Annotated in this window: 12 protein-coding genes; 2 read left to right on the top strand and 10 right to left on the bottom strand. The window is 38.7% G+C overall.

The annotated features are described in order from the left end of the window. Positions 1-43: 43 nt before the first annotated feature. The 5 genes from LVD47_RS10950 to LVD47_RS10930 all read right to left on the bottom strand — a co-directional run bounded on the left by LVD47_RS10950 (position 44) and on the right by LVD47_RS10930 (position 5543). Entirely contained in the window at positions 44-571 is a 528-nt protein-coding gene (locus LVD47_RS10950) for a DUF8685 domain-containing protein (RefSeq protein ID WP_236975913.1), read from the bottom strand. A 162-nt stretch (positions 572-733) separates the two neighbouring features. After that, positions 734-1960, bottom strand: coding sequence for an NAD(P)-dependent oxidoreductase (locus LVD47_RS10945; protein WP_236975912.1), 1227 nt, complete (start codon positions 1958-1960; stop codon positions 734-736). A gap of 99 nt (positions 1961-2059) precedes the next feature. Then, positions 2060-3025: an ADP-glyceromanno-heptose 6-epimerase gene (gene rfaD, locus LVD47_RS10940; RefSeq protein WP_236975910.1), complete on the bottom strand. Its 966-nt coding sequence runs from the start codon at positions 3023-3025 to the stop codon at positions 2060-2062. Positions 3026-3120: 95 nt separating this feature from the next. Further along, on the bottom strand, positions 3121-4530 hold the full coding sequence (locus LVD47_RS10935) for an MATE family efflux transporter (RefSeq protein WP_236975909.1): 1410 nt from the start codon (positions 4528-4530) through the stop codon (positions 3121-3123). A gap of 311 nt (positions 4531-4841) precedes the next feature. After that, positions 4842-5543 (bottom strand): SDR family oxidoreductase, encoded by a 702-nt coding sequence (locus LVD47_RS10930; RefSeq protein ID WP_236975908.1) that lies wholly within the window; start codon positions 5541-5543, stop codon positions 4842-4844. Positions 5544-5623: 80 nt separating this feature from the next. Between LVD47_RS10930 and LVD47_RS10925 the strand changes: the two genes are divergently transcribed. Both LVD47_RS10925 and LVD47_RS10920 read left to right on the top strand, forming a co-directional pair. Then, positions 5624-6370 (top strand): MlaE family ABC transporter permease, encoded by a 747-nt coding sequence (locus LVD47_RS10925; RefSeq protein ID WP_236975907.1) that lies wholly within the window; start codon positions 5624-5626, stop codon positions 6368-6370. Between the two features lie 10 nt (positions 6371-6380). Continuing rightward, a complete protein-coding gene (locus LVD47_RS10920; RefSeq protein WP_236975906.1) occupies positions 6381-7142 on the top strand; it encodes an ABC transporter ATP-binding protein in 762 nt (253 codons plus the stop codon). 328 nt (positions 7143-7470) lie between these two features. Here the strand turns inward: LVD47_RS10920 and LVD47_RS10915 are convergent, their stop codons facing one another. The 5 genes from LVD47_RS10915 to LVD47_RS10895 form a co-directional block, all read right to left on the bottom strand. Next, positions 7471-8811, bottom strand: a complete 1341-nt coding sequence (locus tag LVD47_RS10915; protein WP_236975905.1) for an MATE family efflux transporter — start codon at positions 8809-8811, stop codon at positions 7471-7473. A 239-nt stretch (positions 8812-9050) separates the two neighbouring features. Further along, positions 9051-11615 carry an adenosylcobalamin-dependent ribonucleoside-diphosphate reductase gene (locus LVD47_RS10910; RefSeq protein WP_236975904.1) on the bottom strand — a complete coding sequence of 855 codons (2565 nt, stop codon included), beginning with the start codon at positions 11613-11615 and terminating at the stop codon, positions 9051-9053. Between the two features lie 721 nt (positions 11616-12336). Next, the gene (locus LVD47_RS10905; protein WP_236975902.1) at positions 12337-15714 is read right to left on the bottom strand and encodes a DUF1080 domain-containing protein; all 3378 of its coding nucleotides are present in this window, start codon (positions 15712-15714) and stop codon (positions 12337-12339) included. A 5-nt stretch (positions 15715-15719) separates the two neighbouring features. After that, on the bottom strand, positions 15720-16979 hold the full coding sequence (locus tag LVD47_RS10900) for a Gfo/Idh/MocA family oxidoreductase (RefSeq protein WP_236975900.1): 1260 nt from the start codon (positions 16977-16979) through the stop codon (positions 15720-15722). A gap of 362 nt (positions 16980-17341) precedes the next feature. Further along, on the bottom strand, positions 17342-18574 hold the full coding sequence (locus LVD47_RS10895) for a multidrug effflux MFS transporter (protein ID WP_236975898.1): 1233 nt from the start codon (positions 18572-18574) through the stop codon (positions 17342-17344). Positions 18575-18586 lie beyond the last annotated feature (12 nt).

Raw genomic sequence — 18586 nt, 5'->3', positions numbered from 1 at the left:
GACTCCTGATTTCGATCTCCAGACTCCTGCCTCCCCGGCTTCATTACTTCCCCTCTCCTTTGAAATAATCTTCTTTATCCTGGAACAGTACATTGAAAGTAGTCAGGCTACCGTAAATTCGAGTGATGTATTGTTGTAGGTTCACCTTTTCTTCATCGGTCAACCCTTTACTTGCATTGATTCGTTGTTCCATCACCCGGATACGATCACGTACCATTACGATTTTGTGAAAAAAAGTAGTAATGGGAATTTCTTTAGATTTCACAGTATCGCCGGGCGACTTGATTTCCAACATTCCCCCTTCCCATTTATTTGCTAATTCCACTTCCGCAGGCAAAAGATCGTTAGCAATCAAGACCTTTTCAATACTTTTTTCAAGGGTATTCATTGAGATAGACGCACCGGCTTTTATTTCTTCAATCACATCCCAATTGTCATAGTTTTTTCCAATGGGTTTTATCCCACTATCAATAAAACAAACATCGTAAGTACTTTGATTTAAAGCTGTAATTACCCCCTTTCCATACATGGGATGGCGTACGCGTGATCCTACACCCAAGACTTTTTCCATAACTCTTTTTATTATTAATAAATAGACTGGTAATATAATAAGCTTACGTCAATTGTGCAATGATTCAATCATACAATGCTCAATAAATCAATGTAGAATTATACAATTGACCGATTCCTCATTCATTAATTCGTAATTATCCGATTTATCATTGTAGGATTCTTAATTATCCGATTTGCTATTGCCTCCTTCAACGTAGTCCTTCAAATATTGATAATCTGGTCCCAGTTCTCCGTCCCGGGCGATAGTAGCCTGCAGTAAGACACCTTTATCAAATAACTCAGACCTGATTAAAGGGAAAATATATTCAATAAATTGTTCCCCGAATGATGTACTTGCATCCCGGGGAAGCTCATTGGGCAGATTGTCAATGGTCATCATATCTATTGTCCCCTCCTGAAAGGGTGCTACCTCTACCTCTTCTTTAGCATCGTACCCAAATACCGGGTCTGCGATGGTAGTTGCCCTTAGAGTGGACGGGATGGATGCTACCGGAGCAATATCACAAGTAACATCAGCTATAACTTTCAGGTTGAAGAGGCCTGATTTCATTTCCTCTTTTGTAAAAAAAGCCGGGGCATTATTGTCCCAATAGATACCATTGATCATAATATCAGCTACATGGGTAAATGGTTCAAATGCTGATTCAAACATTTCTGGGTTTGCAAAAAATTCTGCCGCTGAAAATTCCCGTCCGTCTTTTTTTCTCGCATATCGGTCAAAATCAATTACTGTGTATACTGCTTCGTCAAATTCTTCCTTCAAAAATTCGTCCGGATTTACTGCTTTTATCCCCATATCATTCAACACTTTGGCCGCACCTTGACCTACTCGACCTTTGCCCGTAAGGACAATTTTTACAGGAGACCACTGATATTTTTTATAGTTATCCCTGACTTCTGCATAATCAAAAGCGTCTTTCATTCTACCTAGTGCAAACTCTCCTGTTCGTTGTCCATAGGTATACAATGCATTATGAGCACCTACCATCCCCGCAAAAAAACCAAAAGCGATCAGTCGTTTTCCTTTCTTATCCTTAAGCAATTCATAATCTATGAGACGGATATTCTTTTTCAGTATCGACTGCAATAAACCCCTGTTATAGGGTTGCTTTTTATACGTATGTGAAAAGAAAAAATAAGACGTATTAGGGATTAAATGATCAATAGGTACTTCTTTTACTCCCAATAACACATCGCAATCGGTCACATCATCGACTAATTGTACACCGGCTTTTTCATACTCTCGATCCGAAAAACATCGATGAAGTGATTTTTCTACTACGATTTCCTGCCCAAACTCCTTTTTAATAAAAGCACATTGTTCCGGATTAAGTGGAACCCTTTCATCCCCGGGGATCTTTCGCTCTTTGATAATACCTATTTTCATGACGGTAAAGATAATAATTCAATTACGAACATAACCACCCATTTAACTCTATAGAATAATTTCATTCAGATCACAATGATTAAAGGAAGAGCCAAGCTGTCAATAAATTCTCCCTTCCTTCAAATAATTCCGTACATAATCTTCTACACCATCTTCCAGGGAGGTTATCGGAGTCTCATAGCCAGCATTAAGTAATTTATCCATCTCTGCTTCCGTGAAATATTGATATTTGTCGCGAATGTCCTCCGGGGTATCGATAAAACTAATATTTTCTTCCACTCCCAGAGCATTGAAGGTAGCGCGGGTAAGATCCAAAAATGTACGTGCCTCACCGGTACCAATGTTGTACAATCCGGATTCAGGTTTTTCATTCAACAAAAACCACATCATATTGACCACATCTTTGACGTAAATAAAATCCCTCAATTGTTCCCCGTCTTTGTAATCAGGGTTGTGGGATCGGAACAGTTTCATGCCACCGTTTTTCCGGATTTGATTAAAAGCACCCAAGATCACAGAAGACATCCGTCCTTTGTGGTATTCATTGGGCCCATATACGTTGAAGAACTTCAGGCCGTACCAGTGCTCAGGGGTTTTTTCCTGCCCCAATGCCCACTGATCAAATTCATTTTTCGAGTCCCCGTAAGGATTTAGAGGAACTAGCGAATCCACAATATCATGATTGTCACTGTACCCGTGCTCCCCTCCTCCATAAGTAGCAGCAGATGAAGCATACAATAACGGGGTATTATGGCTTTCAGCAAATGTCCAAATCATTTTGGAAAAGGCTACGTTTAACCGTTCAAATATGGAACGATCAAATTCGGTCGTATCTGTTCTGGCCCCCAAATGAATTATGGCATCTACCTTTTCCCCATTTTTTACTAACCAATTTTCGAAATCACTGCGCTCAATCTTGACCGAATATGATTTATTCTTCCAATTATCTTCCTTATTCTGCACTGAAAAATCATCCACAATTCCAATATTGTGAATACCTTCTTCATTTAACTTCTGTACCATACAGGAAGCAATAAATCCTGCGGCTCCGGTAACTATTATCATTTCGTGTTATTTACTTTTATAGTGATGTAACAAAGATAATTAAACATATTGGGATGAATTAAAAGGGACCTGCCCATTAAACAATCCATACATTTCTAGACCTCCACTGTTTTCCACTTACCTTTCCTGAAAAGAACAACAGCAATAATAGCGATTAATGTTTCTGCCAATGTGATGCCCAGGTAAACACCTAGTGGCCCCCAATTCAAAACAAGAGCAGCCAGGTAAGCAAAAGGCAACTGAAATACCCAAAAACAGAACAAATTAATAATCGTTGGCGTCTTCGTATCTCCGGCGCCATTGAAAGCCTGAGTAATCACCATTCCATAGGCATAGAATATATACCCCGCAGCAATTACCTGAAGACTCAAGGCACCTGCTTCCACTACTGCCGGTGAATCATTAAACCACGAAATAATTTTCTGGGCAAAAAGTAAATAAAATAGCGATACGGTGACCATGATATAGGCATTGTATTTACCCGTTTTCCAAACGGATCTTTCTGCCCGATCTACCTGTTGGGCACCGAGATTTTGTCCCACCAACGTAGCAGCCGCATTACTGATACCCCAGGAAGGCATTAAGGTAAACATCATTACCCGAATAGATATAGTGTAGCCGGCAAGTACTTCGCTACCAAACTCCGCCATTATCCGCATCAAAAATACCCAACTGGAAGTTCCTATTAGGAATTGGCCGATTCCTCCGAGAGATATCCGCACCAACTTTTTGATAACTTTAAGTTTGAGAACAAAATCACGATACTTTAATTTTATTCTACTACTGCCATAAATTAAAATAGCCAGTTGAAAAATAACTGCTGTTCCCCGACCTATGGTAGTAGCTATAGCAGCCCCGGTAACCCCATATGCCGGTACAGGTCCCCAACCGAAGATAAACAACGGATCCAATATAATATTTAGTCCATTTGATAAAATGAGGGACCACATCGCCATAGAAGCATCCCCTGCACCCCGAAATACCGCATTAATGATAAATAATAATACGATAGTCACATTTCCGGCTAATAATATCTGGGTATACCGAAATCCTTCTTCGATTAAATCGGGCTCTGCTCCCATTACTGACAAAATTTCCCGCGGATACATGACACCAACAATACTTACCACCATAGCCACAATAACCCCAATAAGAATAGCCTGAACAGCAGACTCACGAGCACCTACCACGTCCTTTTCACCAATCCTGCGGGCTACAATTGCCGTCGCCGCCATACTCAAACCAATGGCAACTGCATAAATTAACGTCACTACAGATTCTGTTAACCCAATGGTAGCTACTGCATTGATACTTACTCTGGACACATACATGATGTCTACCAGGGCAAACACCGACTCCATCAGCATTTCAATAATCATAGGTACGGACAAGAGGAAAATAGCCCGGGATATACTGCCTGAAGTAAAATCAAGTTCCTTACCGGTTAAGGCAAGTTTTACATTTTGAAAAAGTCTTTTATAGGAAAAATTTCTATGTTGTTTCATTTACTATGAGAATTAGGAAATCAAAAATGTGTAGAAGAGTACCACGGATCAACTTACGCAGCGAATCGATCCCTCACAGAAAACACCCTTATGACAGGTATTTGAATGGTCTTTATTTTTGATAATATTCTCATAACTTCATGATAGCGCAAAGATCAACCATTTTTTTGAAACCAACAAAATTTGATTGTAGAAAATTAAAAGATTTGTTTAACTCTCATAAATAGTAAACAATTGATCAATTGCCTTCCGATCCATACACGAGATATTTAGATCTGTAAATCTCTGGCCAGGCTTTATCGTTTTCTCACTTACAAATCTCCCAGAATTGGCCTAATAACAACATCCTCCAATACTGCTTTACCTTGTAAGTCGGTAGCCACTTTCACAATCCTGGCTATATCTTCTGGCTCCATTAACCGATCTTTCGGTAAATCGACACCAGCCCAACTATTCGACCAAGTAGCCCCTGGCATTACATTCGTTACACGTATACCAAATTCTTTTAATTCTTCTCTCAGGCATTTACCCAATCCCAACATCGCGAATTTGGAAATAGAATAGGCCCCTCCATTGGGATAAGCTTTCAAACCTGCTACAGAGGAAATATTAATGATATGTCCGCATTTTTGTTCGATCATAGATGGAATAATGGCCCTTGACAAATGGTAAGCACTGTATACATTCGTCTCAATGGTTTTTTCCAGGACCCCATCCTCTTCACGATATATCTCACCTGGTATAAAAACGCCGGCATTATTTACTAAAAGGTCAACAGCACCCCATTCGGCCAATACATCTGCTGCGAATTCCTGTACCTCATTTTTTTTTGAAACATCTACCGGCTTTATAAAAACATTCTTGCATTCAGTTGTTTCTAGTATTTGAGATTTTTGTTTTACCAGGTCATCTAAATTTCTTGCGCACAGCGCCAGACTATGTTCGGAAAAAGCGAAAATATTGGCAACGGCTTTACCTATGCCTTTTGTAGCTCCGGTAATAATTATTCTCATGAATCGTTTTTTGTTATTATACCTAATTTAAAATTGAATCCCTAGATAAAATTAGATTAATTTATCATATTTACAATCCTATGATCAAAAGCTTACTATTTCATACGGGCAGATATGTGTTTATGATGTTTTCAACTTTGAGGAGACCCTCCAATTTTAAAATGTATTGGAAAGAAGTTGTAAGACAAATGTATGACATTGGCGTCGGCTCTATTACAATAGTAGCACTTATTTCTATTTTTATCGGAGCTGTAACAGCAATTCAATTTAGCTACCAAATTGGAGGTTCATTTATACCCAGTTATTATATTGGCTATATTGTACGAGACATAACCATTATTGAATTGGCCCCTACTTTTACCGGATTGGTACTCGCCGGAAAAGTGGGATCAAATATGGCATCCGAAATCGGGGGAATGAGACAAAAAGAGCATATTGATGCTATGGAAGTAATGGGAGTAAATACCGCTAGCTACCTTATCTTACCAAAAGTTATTGCAGCTGTTTTTATTATACCAGTTTTGGTGAGCATTGGTGCTTTTGTAAGTATTTTAGGCGGATACATTGCCTCTGTACCTTTTGGAGACCTTACCCACCCTGATTATGTAAAGGGATTACGGTCTTTTTTTGACCCCCTTAATGTAACCATGATGCTCGTCAAAGCAGTTGTATTCTCTTACATTTTGACTTCTGTATCTTGTTACCAGGGATACTATGTGGAAGGCGGTTCAATAGAGTTGGGGAAGGCCAGCACAAATGCCGTTGTATTCAGTGATGTATTGATACTTTTGGCGGATTATATTATTGCACTAATACTTACCACGTAAAATACTCTGCATGATATCAGCTAAAAATATAACAAAGAGTTTTGGAGAAACTGAAGTTTTAAAGGGAATTTCCATTGATTTCGAGGCCGGTAAAAACAACCTGATAATTGGAAAAAGCGGTGCCGGCAAAACGGTTTTACTCAAAATTCTTGTGGGATTACTAAAACCAACAAGTGGTACTATTTCATACAATAGTTTAAACTTTCTTGACCTTCACCATAAGCAACTCCAAAATCTTCGCCTGGAAGTAGGGATGCTCTTTCAGGGATCAGCATTATTTGACTCTATGACTGTCGAAGAAAATATACGTTTTCCCATGGATATGTTTACATCCATGACCCGAAAAGAAAAAAAGAACCGGGTCAATTATTGCCTGGAAAGAGTTAACCTTAGTGGCATTAATAATAGTTACCCCTCTGAAATTTCCGGAGGTATGCAAAAGCGTGTTGGAATTGCCCGATCCATCGTATTAAAGCCTAAATATTTATTTTGCGATGAACCAAATTCCGGGTTGGATCCAAAGACATCCATTGTAATTGATGAATTAATTAAAGACATTACTTACGAGAATAATATTACTACAGTAATTAATACCCATGACATGAACTCGGTATTGGAAATTGGTGATAAAATCAACCTGCTACACCAGGGAAAACTGGCGTGGCAAGGGTCAAAAACTGAAGTATTAGAATCTAAAAATGAGGAATTAGTCGATTTTATTTTTGCTTCACCATTCTTGAAAAAACTCAGAGGCAAAGCTCTGAATAGCTAATACCCGAATTCGATGAATATTTTTATTCGGATTATTTGACACCTGTGAAATTCGAAGAAGAAGTATGGTTTCCTATTGAACTATGTAGATTCCCGTTTTAGAAAATAGATTGGTGTTTTAATGGACAAGATATCGATGAAAAGCCTGATGTCATAAAGAACTGAACAAGAATAGTAAATATAAGCGGTTTCCTCCCCTTACGTTATCCAGATATTAATGAAACCAACCTACCATATCTCCCCTGGTGAAAGCATGAATGTCCAGGGAAACCCTGTTCTATTCAGCTCCTCCGGAAAGCCTTCGTATTCCTGGAATTCACGTCAACAAATCAAGCTTTTACTAAAACATTTTTGCTACGGGAAACTTTGAAAAAGCGAAAAGTCAACGTAATGGCTACAATGGAAAGCCCGGTAACGAGGCCCAACCAAATTCCCCTGGATTCCATTCCCTGGTAAAATGCTAAATAATATCCAAAAGGAATACCAATCACCCAGTAAGCTATCGACACCCAAATCGTTGGAATTTTAACATCATACAATCCTCGCAAAATTCCGATATCTATGGCTTGAATGGCATCAGAGATTTGAAAAATACCGGCAAAGATCAAAAGGGCAGCTGCATACTCAATTACTTTAATGTCACCCGTAAAGAACAAAGGTATATACGCATTGGTAATAGCAAAGAAGACCGCACAAAACACTCCGTAAACCAGTCCCATAAACAGTGTATTCTTCCCAATAGTCCGAGCATGTATCAGATCCTTTTTCCCCACTGCATTTCCCACAAGTATAGATCCTGCTGCAGACAGCCCCATCGACACCATAAATGTCAGGGATGCCACACTAATAGCTATCTGGTGTGCTGCTTGTTGTGTAGCACCAAACCAACCTATCATAATACCTGATACTGCAAATGCACCTGATTCCATAGCGTATTGAATACTCGAAGGAATACCGATCTGTAATAAATTTCGAATTCTCTTTTTACTAATAACCAGGGATCGGTTCAATTTTTGCCTGTAGATTAAAAATTTCTCACTTCTGAGTATTACTGTCAATAAAGCAATAAATATAATAACCCGGCTGATTAATGTTCCTATCCCCGCGCCAAATAAACCGTAAGCTGGTACACCAAATTTTCCAAAAATAAAGATCCAATTAAGGAAAGTATTAATCGGGATAGACAACAAAGCCCATGTCATAGCGACCCTCGTGTATTCGAGACCATCGGTAAATTGTTTGAGTGCCAGAAACATCAACATAGGCACGGTAGACCACCCCATAATTATCAGATAATCAACCGAAGCATTAGCCACCTCAATATCCTGGTCAAGATGAAATACAATATTTGAACCGGCATGGATTCCAATGCCTACGAACAGAGCAAAAATAGTACATAAAAAAAATCCATTAAACCCTATTGCCATACACCTTTGGTAATTTCCATTCCCATTGGCCGAAGCCACCATTGGAGCAATGGCATAAGATAACCCCATTCCCATAATAAAGGGTATGGCAAGAATATTATTGACCAGGGATGATGCCGCTAACAATAAAGCATCAATGGAACCAACCATGGCACTATCAATTATACCCAGTATTATTTGCGTAAGATTCCCCAGTACTATAGGAATCGATACCGTTATGATGCGTGCATTGATCGATTTCATTCGACAACCTCTATTCCAACAATAAAAATTTAATATTCCGCTTCAAAAGTACAGAGAGTATATCATTATTTTATGAATTACTCAATCTTTACCATTTATTAATTCTACAGTGAAATTCAAATGACTAAAACAAAATTTTATATGGAAACTATTGATAAAAAATTGAATCCAGAGATCATAAAAAAAGGGATACAAAATTGCATCCCTTTCACTATTTCCTTCCATTTAATTTTTGGACTTTAACCACACTTACTATAACCACAACTTTTACAAGTCAGGCAACCCTCCTCATATACCAGACCTTTGGGGTCTTCACAATTGGGACATTTTTTATCCGAAACTTCTACACCATCGAGTATATATTTTTTTAGTGCCCGTGCAACCCCGTTCTTCCAGGTATTGATATTCTCATCATATAAATTAAGTCCTATTATTAAGTCTACTACATCTTCAATCGGCATATTATGGCGTAAAACACCCGAAATCAACTTGGCATAATTCCAATACTCCTTATCAAATGACCTGGATAGCCCCTCAATAGTTATACGATATCCATCTTTATCAATGAATTGAAAATCATATCGACTGTTTCCTTTATCTGTCTTATTTTTAATCACCCAGCCCTTATTAACAAAAGACGGCAAATTGAAAGAATCTTCCATTTTACCCGTGAAAATTTCATAAGGCATTCCATCTACTAATCCAACTACGGCCAGCCATTTTTCATATTCATTTTGAAACCTTACTACGTCAGCCTCGATTTTTTTAGGCCTCTTGGGAGGGACGTAAGCTTTTTCCTGAGTATCAATTTCTTTATCTTTTGAATCTTCATTTTCATCATTGGAAACTAAAACTCCGCTCCGGGATCCATCCCTGTAGACAGTGATTCCTTTCAATCCTCTTTTCCAGGATTCGATATAAATATTACCAACTTTCTCCACAGTCACATCTGAAGGCAAATTAATCGTAGAACTGATCGAATGCGTGACATATTTTTGTACAAGGGCCTGCATTTGCACTCGCTGAAGCCAATTAATTTCAGGAGCTGTGGCATTATGATAAGGACTTTTAGCTTTATCCTTCTCTCCTGTAGCGTCCATCCATTCTTTCAATTTCGGGTGATATACAACGAATTCTTCCCATGCGTCACCCATATCATCTACAAAACTAACTTTCGCCGATTTATCAGATCCATTTACTTTACGCCGTCTTTTGTAGGAAAGTAAGAATACCGGTTCAATACCTGACGACGTATGGGCCAACATACTTAGTGTACCCGTTGGTGCTACTGTACTAATCGATATATTTCGACGTCCGTATTTCATCATCCTCTTGTAGAGATCACTAAACTCTTCTTTCATCATCTGGACAAATTCAGATTGGTCTTCAATAGAGGGATCAAAATCTTTAAAGGGACCTCTTTCAATAGCCATATCAATGGAACTATCGAATTCTGCAGTCATCTTTGTACTCATTACCTGTTCCACTATTTCAAGGGCCTCGTCACTGTCAAATTTAAGTCCCAAAGCAGCACACATATCCGCTAAAGCTGTAAAACCCAGTCCTGTTCTCCTGCCATTCTTACCATTTTCATATAGTAATTTCCAGGTATCTATTTCTACCTGCTTAATGTGAAGCGGTTCAGGATCTGATTCTACTTTGGTTAAAATTCTTTCAATGGCTTCAAGCTCCAAATCCACAAGATTATCCATTAAATGCTGAGATTCATAGGTAATCCGGTAAAATTTATCAAAATCAAACTTCGCTTCCGGACAGAAGGGTTTATCTACAAAATTGTATAAATTAATCGCAATAAGCCGGCAGCTATCACCACCTTGCATGGCTATTTCGGAACACGGATTGGTAGAACTATTTTCAAAGCCGGGGTAAACTGAAGAAGTACTATACTTATGTTGCCTGTCCCAGAATATTAGACCTGGTTCCGCGGTATTATGTGCACATTTAATTACTGTATCCCATAATTCCCGGGCTCGAACATTTTTCACATATTCAGGTTCCGGTGAATCAATTGGCCACCTCAATTGAAATTCCTCATCGCTATCTACAGCATTCATAAACTCATCGGATAAGCGTATGGAAATATTTGCACCTGTGACTTTCGATAAATCCTGCTTAATCATCACAAAATCTTCCACATCTGGATGCGCAATGTCAATAGTTAACATCAAAGCGCCCCGGCGTCCATTCTGGGCCACCTCACGGGTAGTATTTGAAAACCGCTCCATAAAAGAAACCGCGCCGGTAGTCGTCCCGGCAGCATTGGAGACATAGGCATCCTGGGGTCTTAGACCGGAAATATCCACTCCCACTCCGCAGCGTCTTTTGAATAATTGTGCCAATTGCTGATCCGTATACATTATTCCCCCATATGAATCAAAAACGGGAGGCACCACCACGCAATTAGACAAAGAAGCTATCATCTGATCATTTCCCAAAGCAGCCATTACACTTCCTTGAGGAATTACATACTTAAAATCCTTAAATAATTCATATATCCTCTGTTCATCTAATAATTCCCTCTGCTTTCCATAGGGCGACAAATGAGAGGATTTCTTACCATCCTTTTGATATTTCTTTTCAATTCTGGCAAATTCACTGGCCATTCTCATATGCATATCGTCAGGAGAAACTTCATAATAATTACCCTCAATATCCTTGACTGCATATTTATTAATCCAGGTTGTAGCCGCCAGTTCATCCCCATCAAAATAACGTATAGTCCTATCTAGAACTTCGTTGTACGAAAAAGTTTTCTTCCTGGTAGTAATTGATGATGGTTTCATGATTTATCTTTAGTAAGAAAGTAATCGAATTGGATAAAATAATGTTCACATGGAAAGCAGAAAATCACATTGTACAATTTTCTTTACACAACTTATTAAAAAAAATCATAACATAAAAATCATTTTTTCCGAGCTGTTAATAACTTTATATTTTATTAACATAACTAATATACATATTTAATAATCAATTACTTACACATAAATATTAAAAACGAATTAAAATTATCAATAATAAATATTTTTTTGTATATACCCGTGTCATTAGTATTCGCTTCTCTAAGGAGTAGAGATAAATAGAATTCATCAAAGAATGGCGAATAAAGTAAAGGCCGGCAATAAAAGGGAGCCAAAAGCTTGGCATCCCTTAATCAAAGTAATTTTGAAAAACTTTGTCAAATAATTCATATTTCGCCTGAATTCGACGAATTATTATATTAGTTCAGAGGTAATGGAATGAGAATATACAACGATTGCCCCGCTTTTCGGTGGCAGATTCTTTTTGCTTTATCGGATAAATCAAAAGGAAGGGAACATAGTGGATTCACTTTCTCGATCCAAGCCTGGGAATTTATCATATAGAATACCCCATTGTAAACAGCTACCTTCTTCCAAAAAGAAACTCTAAATAGTCTATACTCCTTTTAGTCGAACCATAATTTTGTCAAGTGCTCTGAATCCTAAAAACGCTTCGAACTCGGGTTATTTAAATTTCACACAGATTCTATAGCTCTTTCAACCGCAAATTTCTAAATTTCACTTCTGACCCATGGCCAAGAAATCCCAGGTGGCCTTTGTCTTTTCGAATACCTTTGTGTTTTTTTCCATCCATAGTACCTCCTTTGGTTACTTCTTTCAGATCAACATCCAGAATAACGGTCCCATTTAGAACAACTTTATATCGCCCATCCTGAATAACAACCTCTTCCTCGTTCCATTCTCCTACGGGCTTTAAATAGCCCCGCTTTGCAGGTGCGATACCATACAGGGAGCCATGATACTGGTACGGCTCAAGATTAGCATAGATACTGGCCGTATTATCTAAAATCTGAATTTCTTTGCCATCATAGGCAGCATTTCCTTCTAACGGTGCATGAATGCCCAAACCATTATTGGCACCAGGTGTCAATTGAAATTCAAACTTAAAGTGAAAGTCTTCGTATTCTTGTTCAGTAAATAAATTTCCGTGACTACCACTCGCTGCAGGATCTACTACTATCATCCCATTCTCGACCGTATACTGCGATTTGTTCCCAACCCATCCATCGAGGTTATACCCGTTAAAAATCGGTTCAAAGCCTGCACTTCTTTCTTCATCACTCAACAAATCCTCCCCGGAAGGAATTTCATTGATAAAAATATTCTTAAATCCAATATTTGTTCCATGAGCTTGCAATTCAATAGGGCCCGTAGGGAAAATTGGGATGGACCGATCCCAGTAATTTTCCATCACCACATTATCTACTACCAATTCACCGTTTAACCAAACCGAAACCTTTTCACCCATCATTTCAATCTTCATATGATTCCAGTCCCCAATGGCCAGGTCAGCTAACTTAGAAGGTTTACTCTCATGTTCTTTATTATTATAGAGTCCCCCGGACCCCACCTGAGCCCCGACATCTACTCTGGCCGTATCCCATATTTGTACCTGTGGAGTGCCACGCAAATAAATACCGCTATCACCTTCTTTATCAATTTGCCAATCTACAAGCATAACGAAATTTCGGTAATTTTTATCTGACACCAGGTTCTTACCATTTCCTTTGAAGCGAATTTCCCCATTTTCAACCCACCAATGTTCCTTCATCTTTTGGTTGGCTTCCTCCATCTTCGATTCCAACTCACTTTGTGACATTTCTTTCAATTTGATAGGGTTCTCTACAAATCCATGCCAGCCCGAAAGGTCTTGACCATTGAACATTGGAACAAATCCTTCAGCGACATCCTCCGGAATGGATTCAATATAGGTATCTATATTTTCTTTAAAATAGCTTGCATCATTTCCGGTAACAATATCACGTGCATTTTTCAAAAGATTGATGGCCACTTCTCCGGTCATTCCATCATTGTTCTGGGGGCCAGGCATAACTATTGACATCACAGCCATAGCAGCAGCATTTTGAATTCTTGAATATTTTGAATCCAAATACTCGCCTACCAGGACCAAAGCATAGAAATCTTTAAACGAGCCCATCTTTTGAATTGCCATAATTTTCTCATCCGGTAGTACAGCTTTATTACAGTATTTTTTAAAATAAAGTAATTTTTTTGCAACCGGCCATTCGGAATCCTCGATAGTTTCTAACAAGGCTTTAAAAGCAGATTTATGAGTAGCTGCATTATCCAGTAAAGGAATTATATCGTCAATTAATCCATCATCTCTCCATGATGATATTCTGTTCAATAATAAATTTTGATTGACTACATTATCTCCATGGAGAATTTTCTTCGCCATAGAACGGGCTTTTGATTCCTCCAAATACGTAATGAAGGGGATAAATCTCGTATTTTCCTCACTATCAATCGCCGTCTCCAGGTTAATAGCCCAACGGTCTGACTCACTACTACTCAACATTTGCTCAAGAGAAGATTGCCCTACTTTGAGATTTTCACCTTCCAAAAATTTTAATAGATCAATCATTCTCGATACCTCGGTATCACTACCCAATTTTGCCAGTGCGGATAGTGCACTTGATTGTAAATTGCCAGAAGAGGACTGTGCAATATCATAGACCGTATTGAAGTCACCTTGATTTCCTCGCATTCCAATTACAGGTAAAAGTAAAGCTTGTTTGGTTGAATCAAAAGATGATAAGCTTTGGACAATATTTTTGACATTATCTGTGCCAGTAGCCATTTTCAATGCCACAACACCGGCATTAAGTAAACGTTCATCTGAATTATTTTTTATAAATTCTAATATCTGATCCTGTACATCCAATCCTTTTGCCACTGCCAGAGCCTTTATGGCTTCTTCTTTTACATTATCTTCCGCAATACTTAATAAAGCTGTTGCCAGATCTGAAGTACCAATCCAACCTTTTCTCGATAATATCCGCAGTCCCGTGGCCTGGGCCATAGGATGCGCTCTTCCAAGAGTCTCTCCTAATGCATTCCAATAATTTTTATCGAGATTCGCCAAACTATGAGCAGCCGCCACAGCTATATTCTCGTCCTCGGAATGAAGAGCCTTTTTGATAAGTTCGATCGATTTTGCAGCATCTACAGCAACTAGCTCTTTCAATGCCAATGCCTTAAACTCAGTAGACGCATCATTTGAATTAAAAATAGACTCCAATAGGGAAAATGCCTGGGCACCGTTACCCTCTTTAGCGGCATTTTCAGAATATTTCAAAATAGCATCAACAGAGAAATCATCGGGCATCCCTTCTGATAATTCTTTAAAAAAGTTATAATACTTTTGATCACCTGTTTCAGCCATTCCGTTCATAATTACCTTCCCAAGATCCGTGCTGGACGAAGCTCCGCGCGCCGTGAGTACATTAGTCGCTTGTCCAAAGCTGGGATCTGATAAAATTTTATAGGCCTTGTATTTACTCCGATTACCTAACTGATCCATAGATTCATAAATCAAAGTCCCCACTTCTTTCCCGGGATGATACTCGAGAATATCCAATACTCTCATCTGTTGTTCTGGCCTGGAAATAAATGGTTGTAAATCCATGACCTTTTCACCAGGTATAAAATACATTAATTCTTCCAACAATATATCCATCAAATCATTGTCATTACTTTCATCTATTGCAACAATAAAAGCATCCGAAAAAGTAAGTTGAACGGCATTGGAAGCAGAAGATAAGTATTTCCCAATTCCCGAAAAAGCATACTCCAGTTTAGCTTTTTCATCTCCGGAACTTGCGTTATATAATTGCGCCAATTCGGCTACTACATCAGGTCCTAAATTGATAAGACCTTTGGTGGTTTCCGTGTAGGTATCAAAATTTTCCGCTGGTAAGACATTTAGTGCATCTGCTACCTTCGTCTCGAATGTTCGATTGTCCTGAGCTTCAAGCCCATGGAACATTGAGACTATAAATAAAAGAATAGATATATTTCTAAAACTCGTAGTACTTCTCATTATTTTTAAATTGACCAATGACCTCTCATCGGTTGGTGAATCAATTTATTTGCTCCTTCATCATTAATAAACACCTGGTTCTCCGGATCAAATTTCAGATTCCGTCCTAACCGAAGTGCTATTTTACCCATATTTATTAGATTACAACTCCGGTGACCATTCATTTCATTAAGGGCAAACTTTTGTCGGGTACGAACGGATTCACTAAATGTTTCTATCTGAGGAATAGGAGCCGGCAAGCTGTCTATTAATTTGTGAATATTAGGGATAGATGATTGCATTCCTTTGTTGAGTGTACCGTCAGGACCTTCAATAAATACCGCATCCTTGTCTTTATTTTCTCCGTCCAAAATAATTTGACAACCATCGTCATAAGTATATGTTATTCTCCTCCATGTACTCACTGCCTCCGGATGTTGTTGAGGAGCATCCACCTCTACACTTATAGGATTCGTATGATCTTTTTCCAACAAATACTGAACCGGATCCATATAGTGTTGTCCCATATCTCCCAGTCCTCCTCCGTCATAATCCCAATAACCCCGGAAGTTCAAGTGTACCCTATCTGCATTATACGGTTTGTACGGTGCTGGTCCCAGCCACATATCGTAATCCAACTCCTCCGGAACTGGCTGCGGCTCCAAATTGGTTTTTCCACTCCAATAAAATTTCCAATTAAATCCAGTTGTCCCACTTATCGTCACTTTTAAAGGCCACCCAAAAACGCGGTTTTCAACAAGTTTTTTAATTGGCTCGACAGGCACACCCATTCCATAGAATCCGGCACGAAATCGAAACCAGGTATTTAACCTAAACATTCTATCATGCCTGTTTACAGCATCAACTACTGCCTGGCCTTCTCCAATCGTACGGGTCATTGGCTTTTCACACCAAATATCCTTACCTGCTTTTGCCGCTTCCACTGCCATCAAACCATGCCAATGGGGAGGAGTGGCTATATGAACTACATCTATATCATCATTTTGCAATAATTCCCTAAAATCAGAATATGTAGTGATTCCATTACCTGTTATTTCCAGCGCTTGTTGGATATGACCTGAATCAACGTCACAGATTGCAATTGTCCTCCCTTCATAATTGAGATGTCCCCGACCCATAGCCCCTACACCAATCACTCCTTTCGTCAATTGATCCGAAGGGGGGGTAAAATTCTTCCCTCCGAGTACATGTCTCGGAACAATATAGAAACCGGCAACGGCTACCCCTGATTTTTTTAAAAAATTTCTCCTGCTTTCTTTTTTCATAATAAATTATATTGCACAGTATCGTTATTTGTTGTTATCCCATTGACCAAAGAACCGGTAATATTACTCCCATTTAAAAATAATCTAATGGATAAATTCTCTGGACCTGGATAAATTATTCCATCTGAAAATATTGTCTATACTAACGAAAAAAATTAACTCTATTTTCTTTTTGAACTAAAATTCTTCAATCATAAAGAACGACGGCAGGTAAATATAGAAAAAATTATAGCTTTAGTGTATGCGCAAACACTACTTAATTATGAAAGGAATAATTCCAACTGGACTCATAAAGAGTTGACAGCCTGCCCCAAAGAATAACTATAATTTCAGATGTAAAATGGGAGGAAAACAAATAAAAATTAGAAATGGAACACAGTCGAAACTTTTTTAAGACGTCTAATGCTTTTCATACCCAGATTCAACAGTATCATTCCAATTATGGAACAAATAGTCATTACCAAAATAATTGGAAAAATGGTTCCATTCACAGATAGTAATACACTCACCAGCCCCGTAATTAATGCGCCGGCGAGCATTTGAATACCTCCGATTAAAGCGGATGCTGTTCCAGCCAGCTTTTCAAATGGAGCCAATGCTTGAGCAGTGGTATTTGGGGTGATAAAACCGAGACAAAATAAATAAATCCAAATCCCGGCAATCGTTATCCCCTTTGACAATACCGGTATAAAAAAAGAAATGACCATAATTACAGCTACCATTGACTGTAATAACATCGTTCTCTTACATACCAACGAACTTGACCAACGTTTCAAGAAGAGGCGATTAATTTGTGCACCCCCTATGTAGCCTCCTGCATTAAGACCAAACGTCCACCCGAATTGCTGTTGCGACAAACCAAAAACATCCATATAGATAAATGAAGCACCACTTATGTAAGCGAACATTCCAGCATATGCCAGGGACCCTGCCATACTATACCGCAAAAACCAGGAGTTTAAAAAAACAGTCCTATAGTCCTTCGCTACAGCTAACGGTTTCAAAGAGACGGTAGGGTCAACTCCTTTACTTTCTTTCAATAAAAAAGTTACAGAGAAAAAAATAATTAAAGAATAAATAGTCAATAATAAAAAAATTGATCGCCACCCAAAGGAAGCCACCATAAACCCTCCGATAGTAGGTGCAATTACCGGGGCGATTCCCATCACCAGCATTAAAAAAGAAAATACTTTTGCCGTGTCTTCCGGCGGGAACAGATCTCGCACAATTGCCTTGCTGGTAATCATACCTATACACCCACCCAAAGCCATTAACACCCGGATCCCAATAAAGAATTCTATATTGGGAGTATTGTAAATAGCGAAGGCGGATATCAGAAATACCCCAAGGCCTATCACTGTGGGCCATTTTCTCCCATAGCGATCCGTCAAGGGACCAAAAAGCAATTGCCCAATTCCTATCCCAATAAAATAACTGGTCAATGTATATCCCACCTGCGTTTTGTCAGTATTCAACCCCAAAGCAATATCATTAAAAGCAGGTAAATACATATCGATACTCAATGGGCCAATGGCAGCCATGGAACCCAAAATCAATATCAATCCAAGTGTACTATTTCTTTTTTCATCTCCCATCAAATTATATTT

This window comes from Membranihabitans maritimus, from assembly GCF_021729145.1.
GTDB classification, from domain to species: Bacteria; Bacteroidota; Bacteroidia; order Chitinophagales; family Saprospiraceae; genus Membranihabitans; species Membranihabitans maritimus.
Note: the sequence above shows the minus strand (reverse complement) of the source record. Positions and strands in the feature narration are given on the sequence as shown.

Bases quoted from the DNA above. Each gene is read 5' to 3' on its own strand.
- LVD47_RS10910 (WP_236975904.1), bottom strand. From the start codon at position 11,615: ATGAAACCATCATCAATTACTACCAGGAAGAAAACTTTTTCGTACAAC.
- LVD47_RS10945 (WP_236975912.1), bottom strand. From the start codon at position 1,960: ATGAAAATAGGTATTATCAAAGAGCGAAAGATCCCCGGGGATGAAAGG.
- LVD47_RS10915 (WP_236975905.1), bottom strand. From the start codon at position 8,811: ATGAAATCGATCAATGCACGCATCATAACGGTATCGATTCCTATAGTA.
- rfaD (WP_236975910.1), bottom strand. From the start codon at position 3,025: ATGATAATAGTTACCGGAGCCGCAGGATTTATTGCTTCCTGTATGGTA.
- LVD47_RS10905 (WP_236975902.1), bottom strand. From the start codon at position 15,714: ATGAGAAGTACTACGAGTTTTAGAAATATATCTATTCTTTTATTTATA.
- LVD47_RS10920 (WP_236975906.1), top strand. From the start codon at position 6,381: ATGATATCAGCTAAAAATATAACAAAGAGTTTTGGAGAAACTGAAGTT.
- LVD47_RS10950 (WP_236975913.1), bottom strand. From the start codon at position 571: ATGGAAAAAGTCTTGGGTGTAGGATCACGCGTACGCCATCCCATGTAT.
- LVD47_RS10925 (WP_236975907.1), top strand. From the start codon at position 5,624: ATGATCAAAAGCTTACTATTTCATACGGGCAGATATGTGTTTATGATG.
- LVD47_RS10930 (WP_236975908.1), bottom strand. From the start codon at position 5,543: ATGAGAATAATTATTACCGGAGCTACAAAAGGCATAGGTAAAGCCGTT.
- LVD47_RS10935 (WP_236975909.1), bottom strand. From the start codon at position 4,530: ATGAAACAACATAGAAATTTTTCCTATAAAAGACTTTTTCAAAATGTA.
- LVD47_RS10900 (WP_236975900.1), bottom strand. From the start codon at position 16,979: ATGAAAAAAGAAAGCAGGAGAAATTTTTTAAAAAAATCAGGGGTAGCC.
- LVD47_RS10895 (WP_236975898.1), bottom strand. From the start codon at position 18,574: ATGGGAGATGAAAAAAGAAATAGTACACTTGGATTGATATTGATTTTG.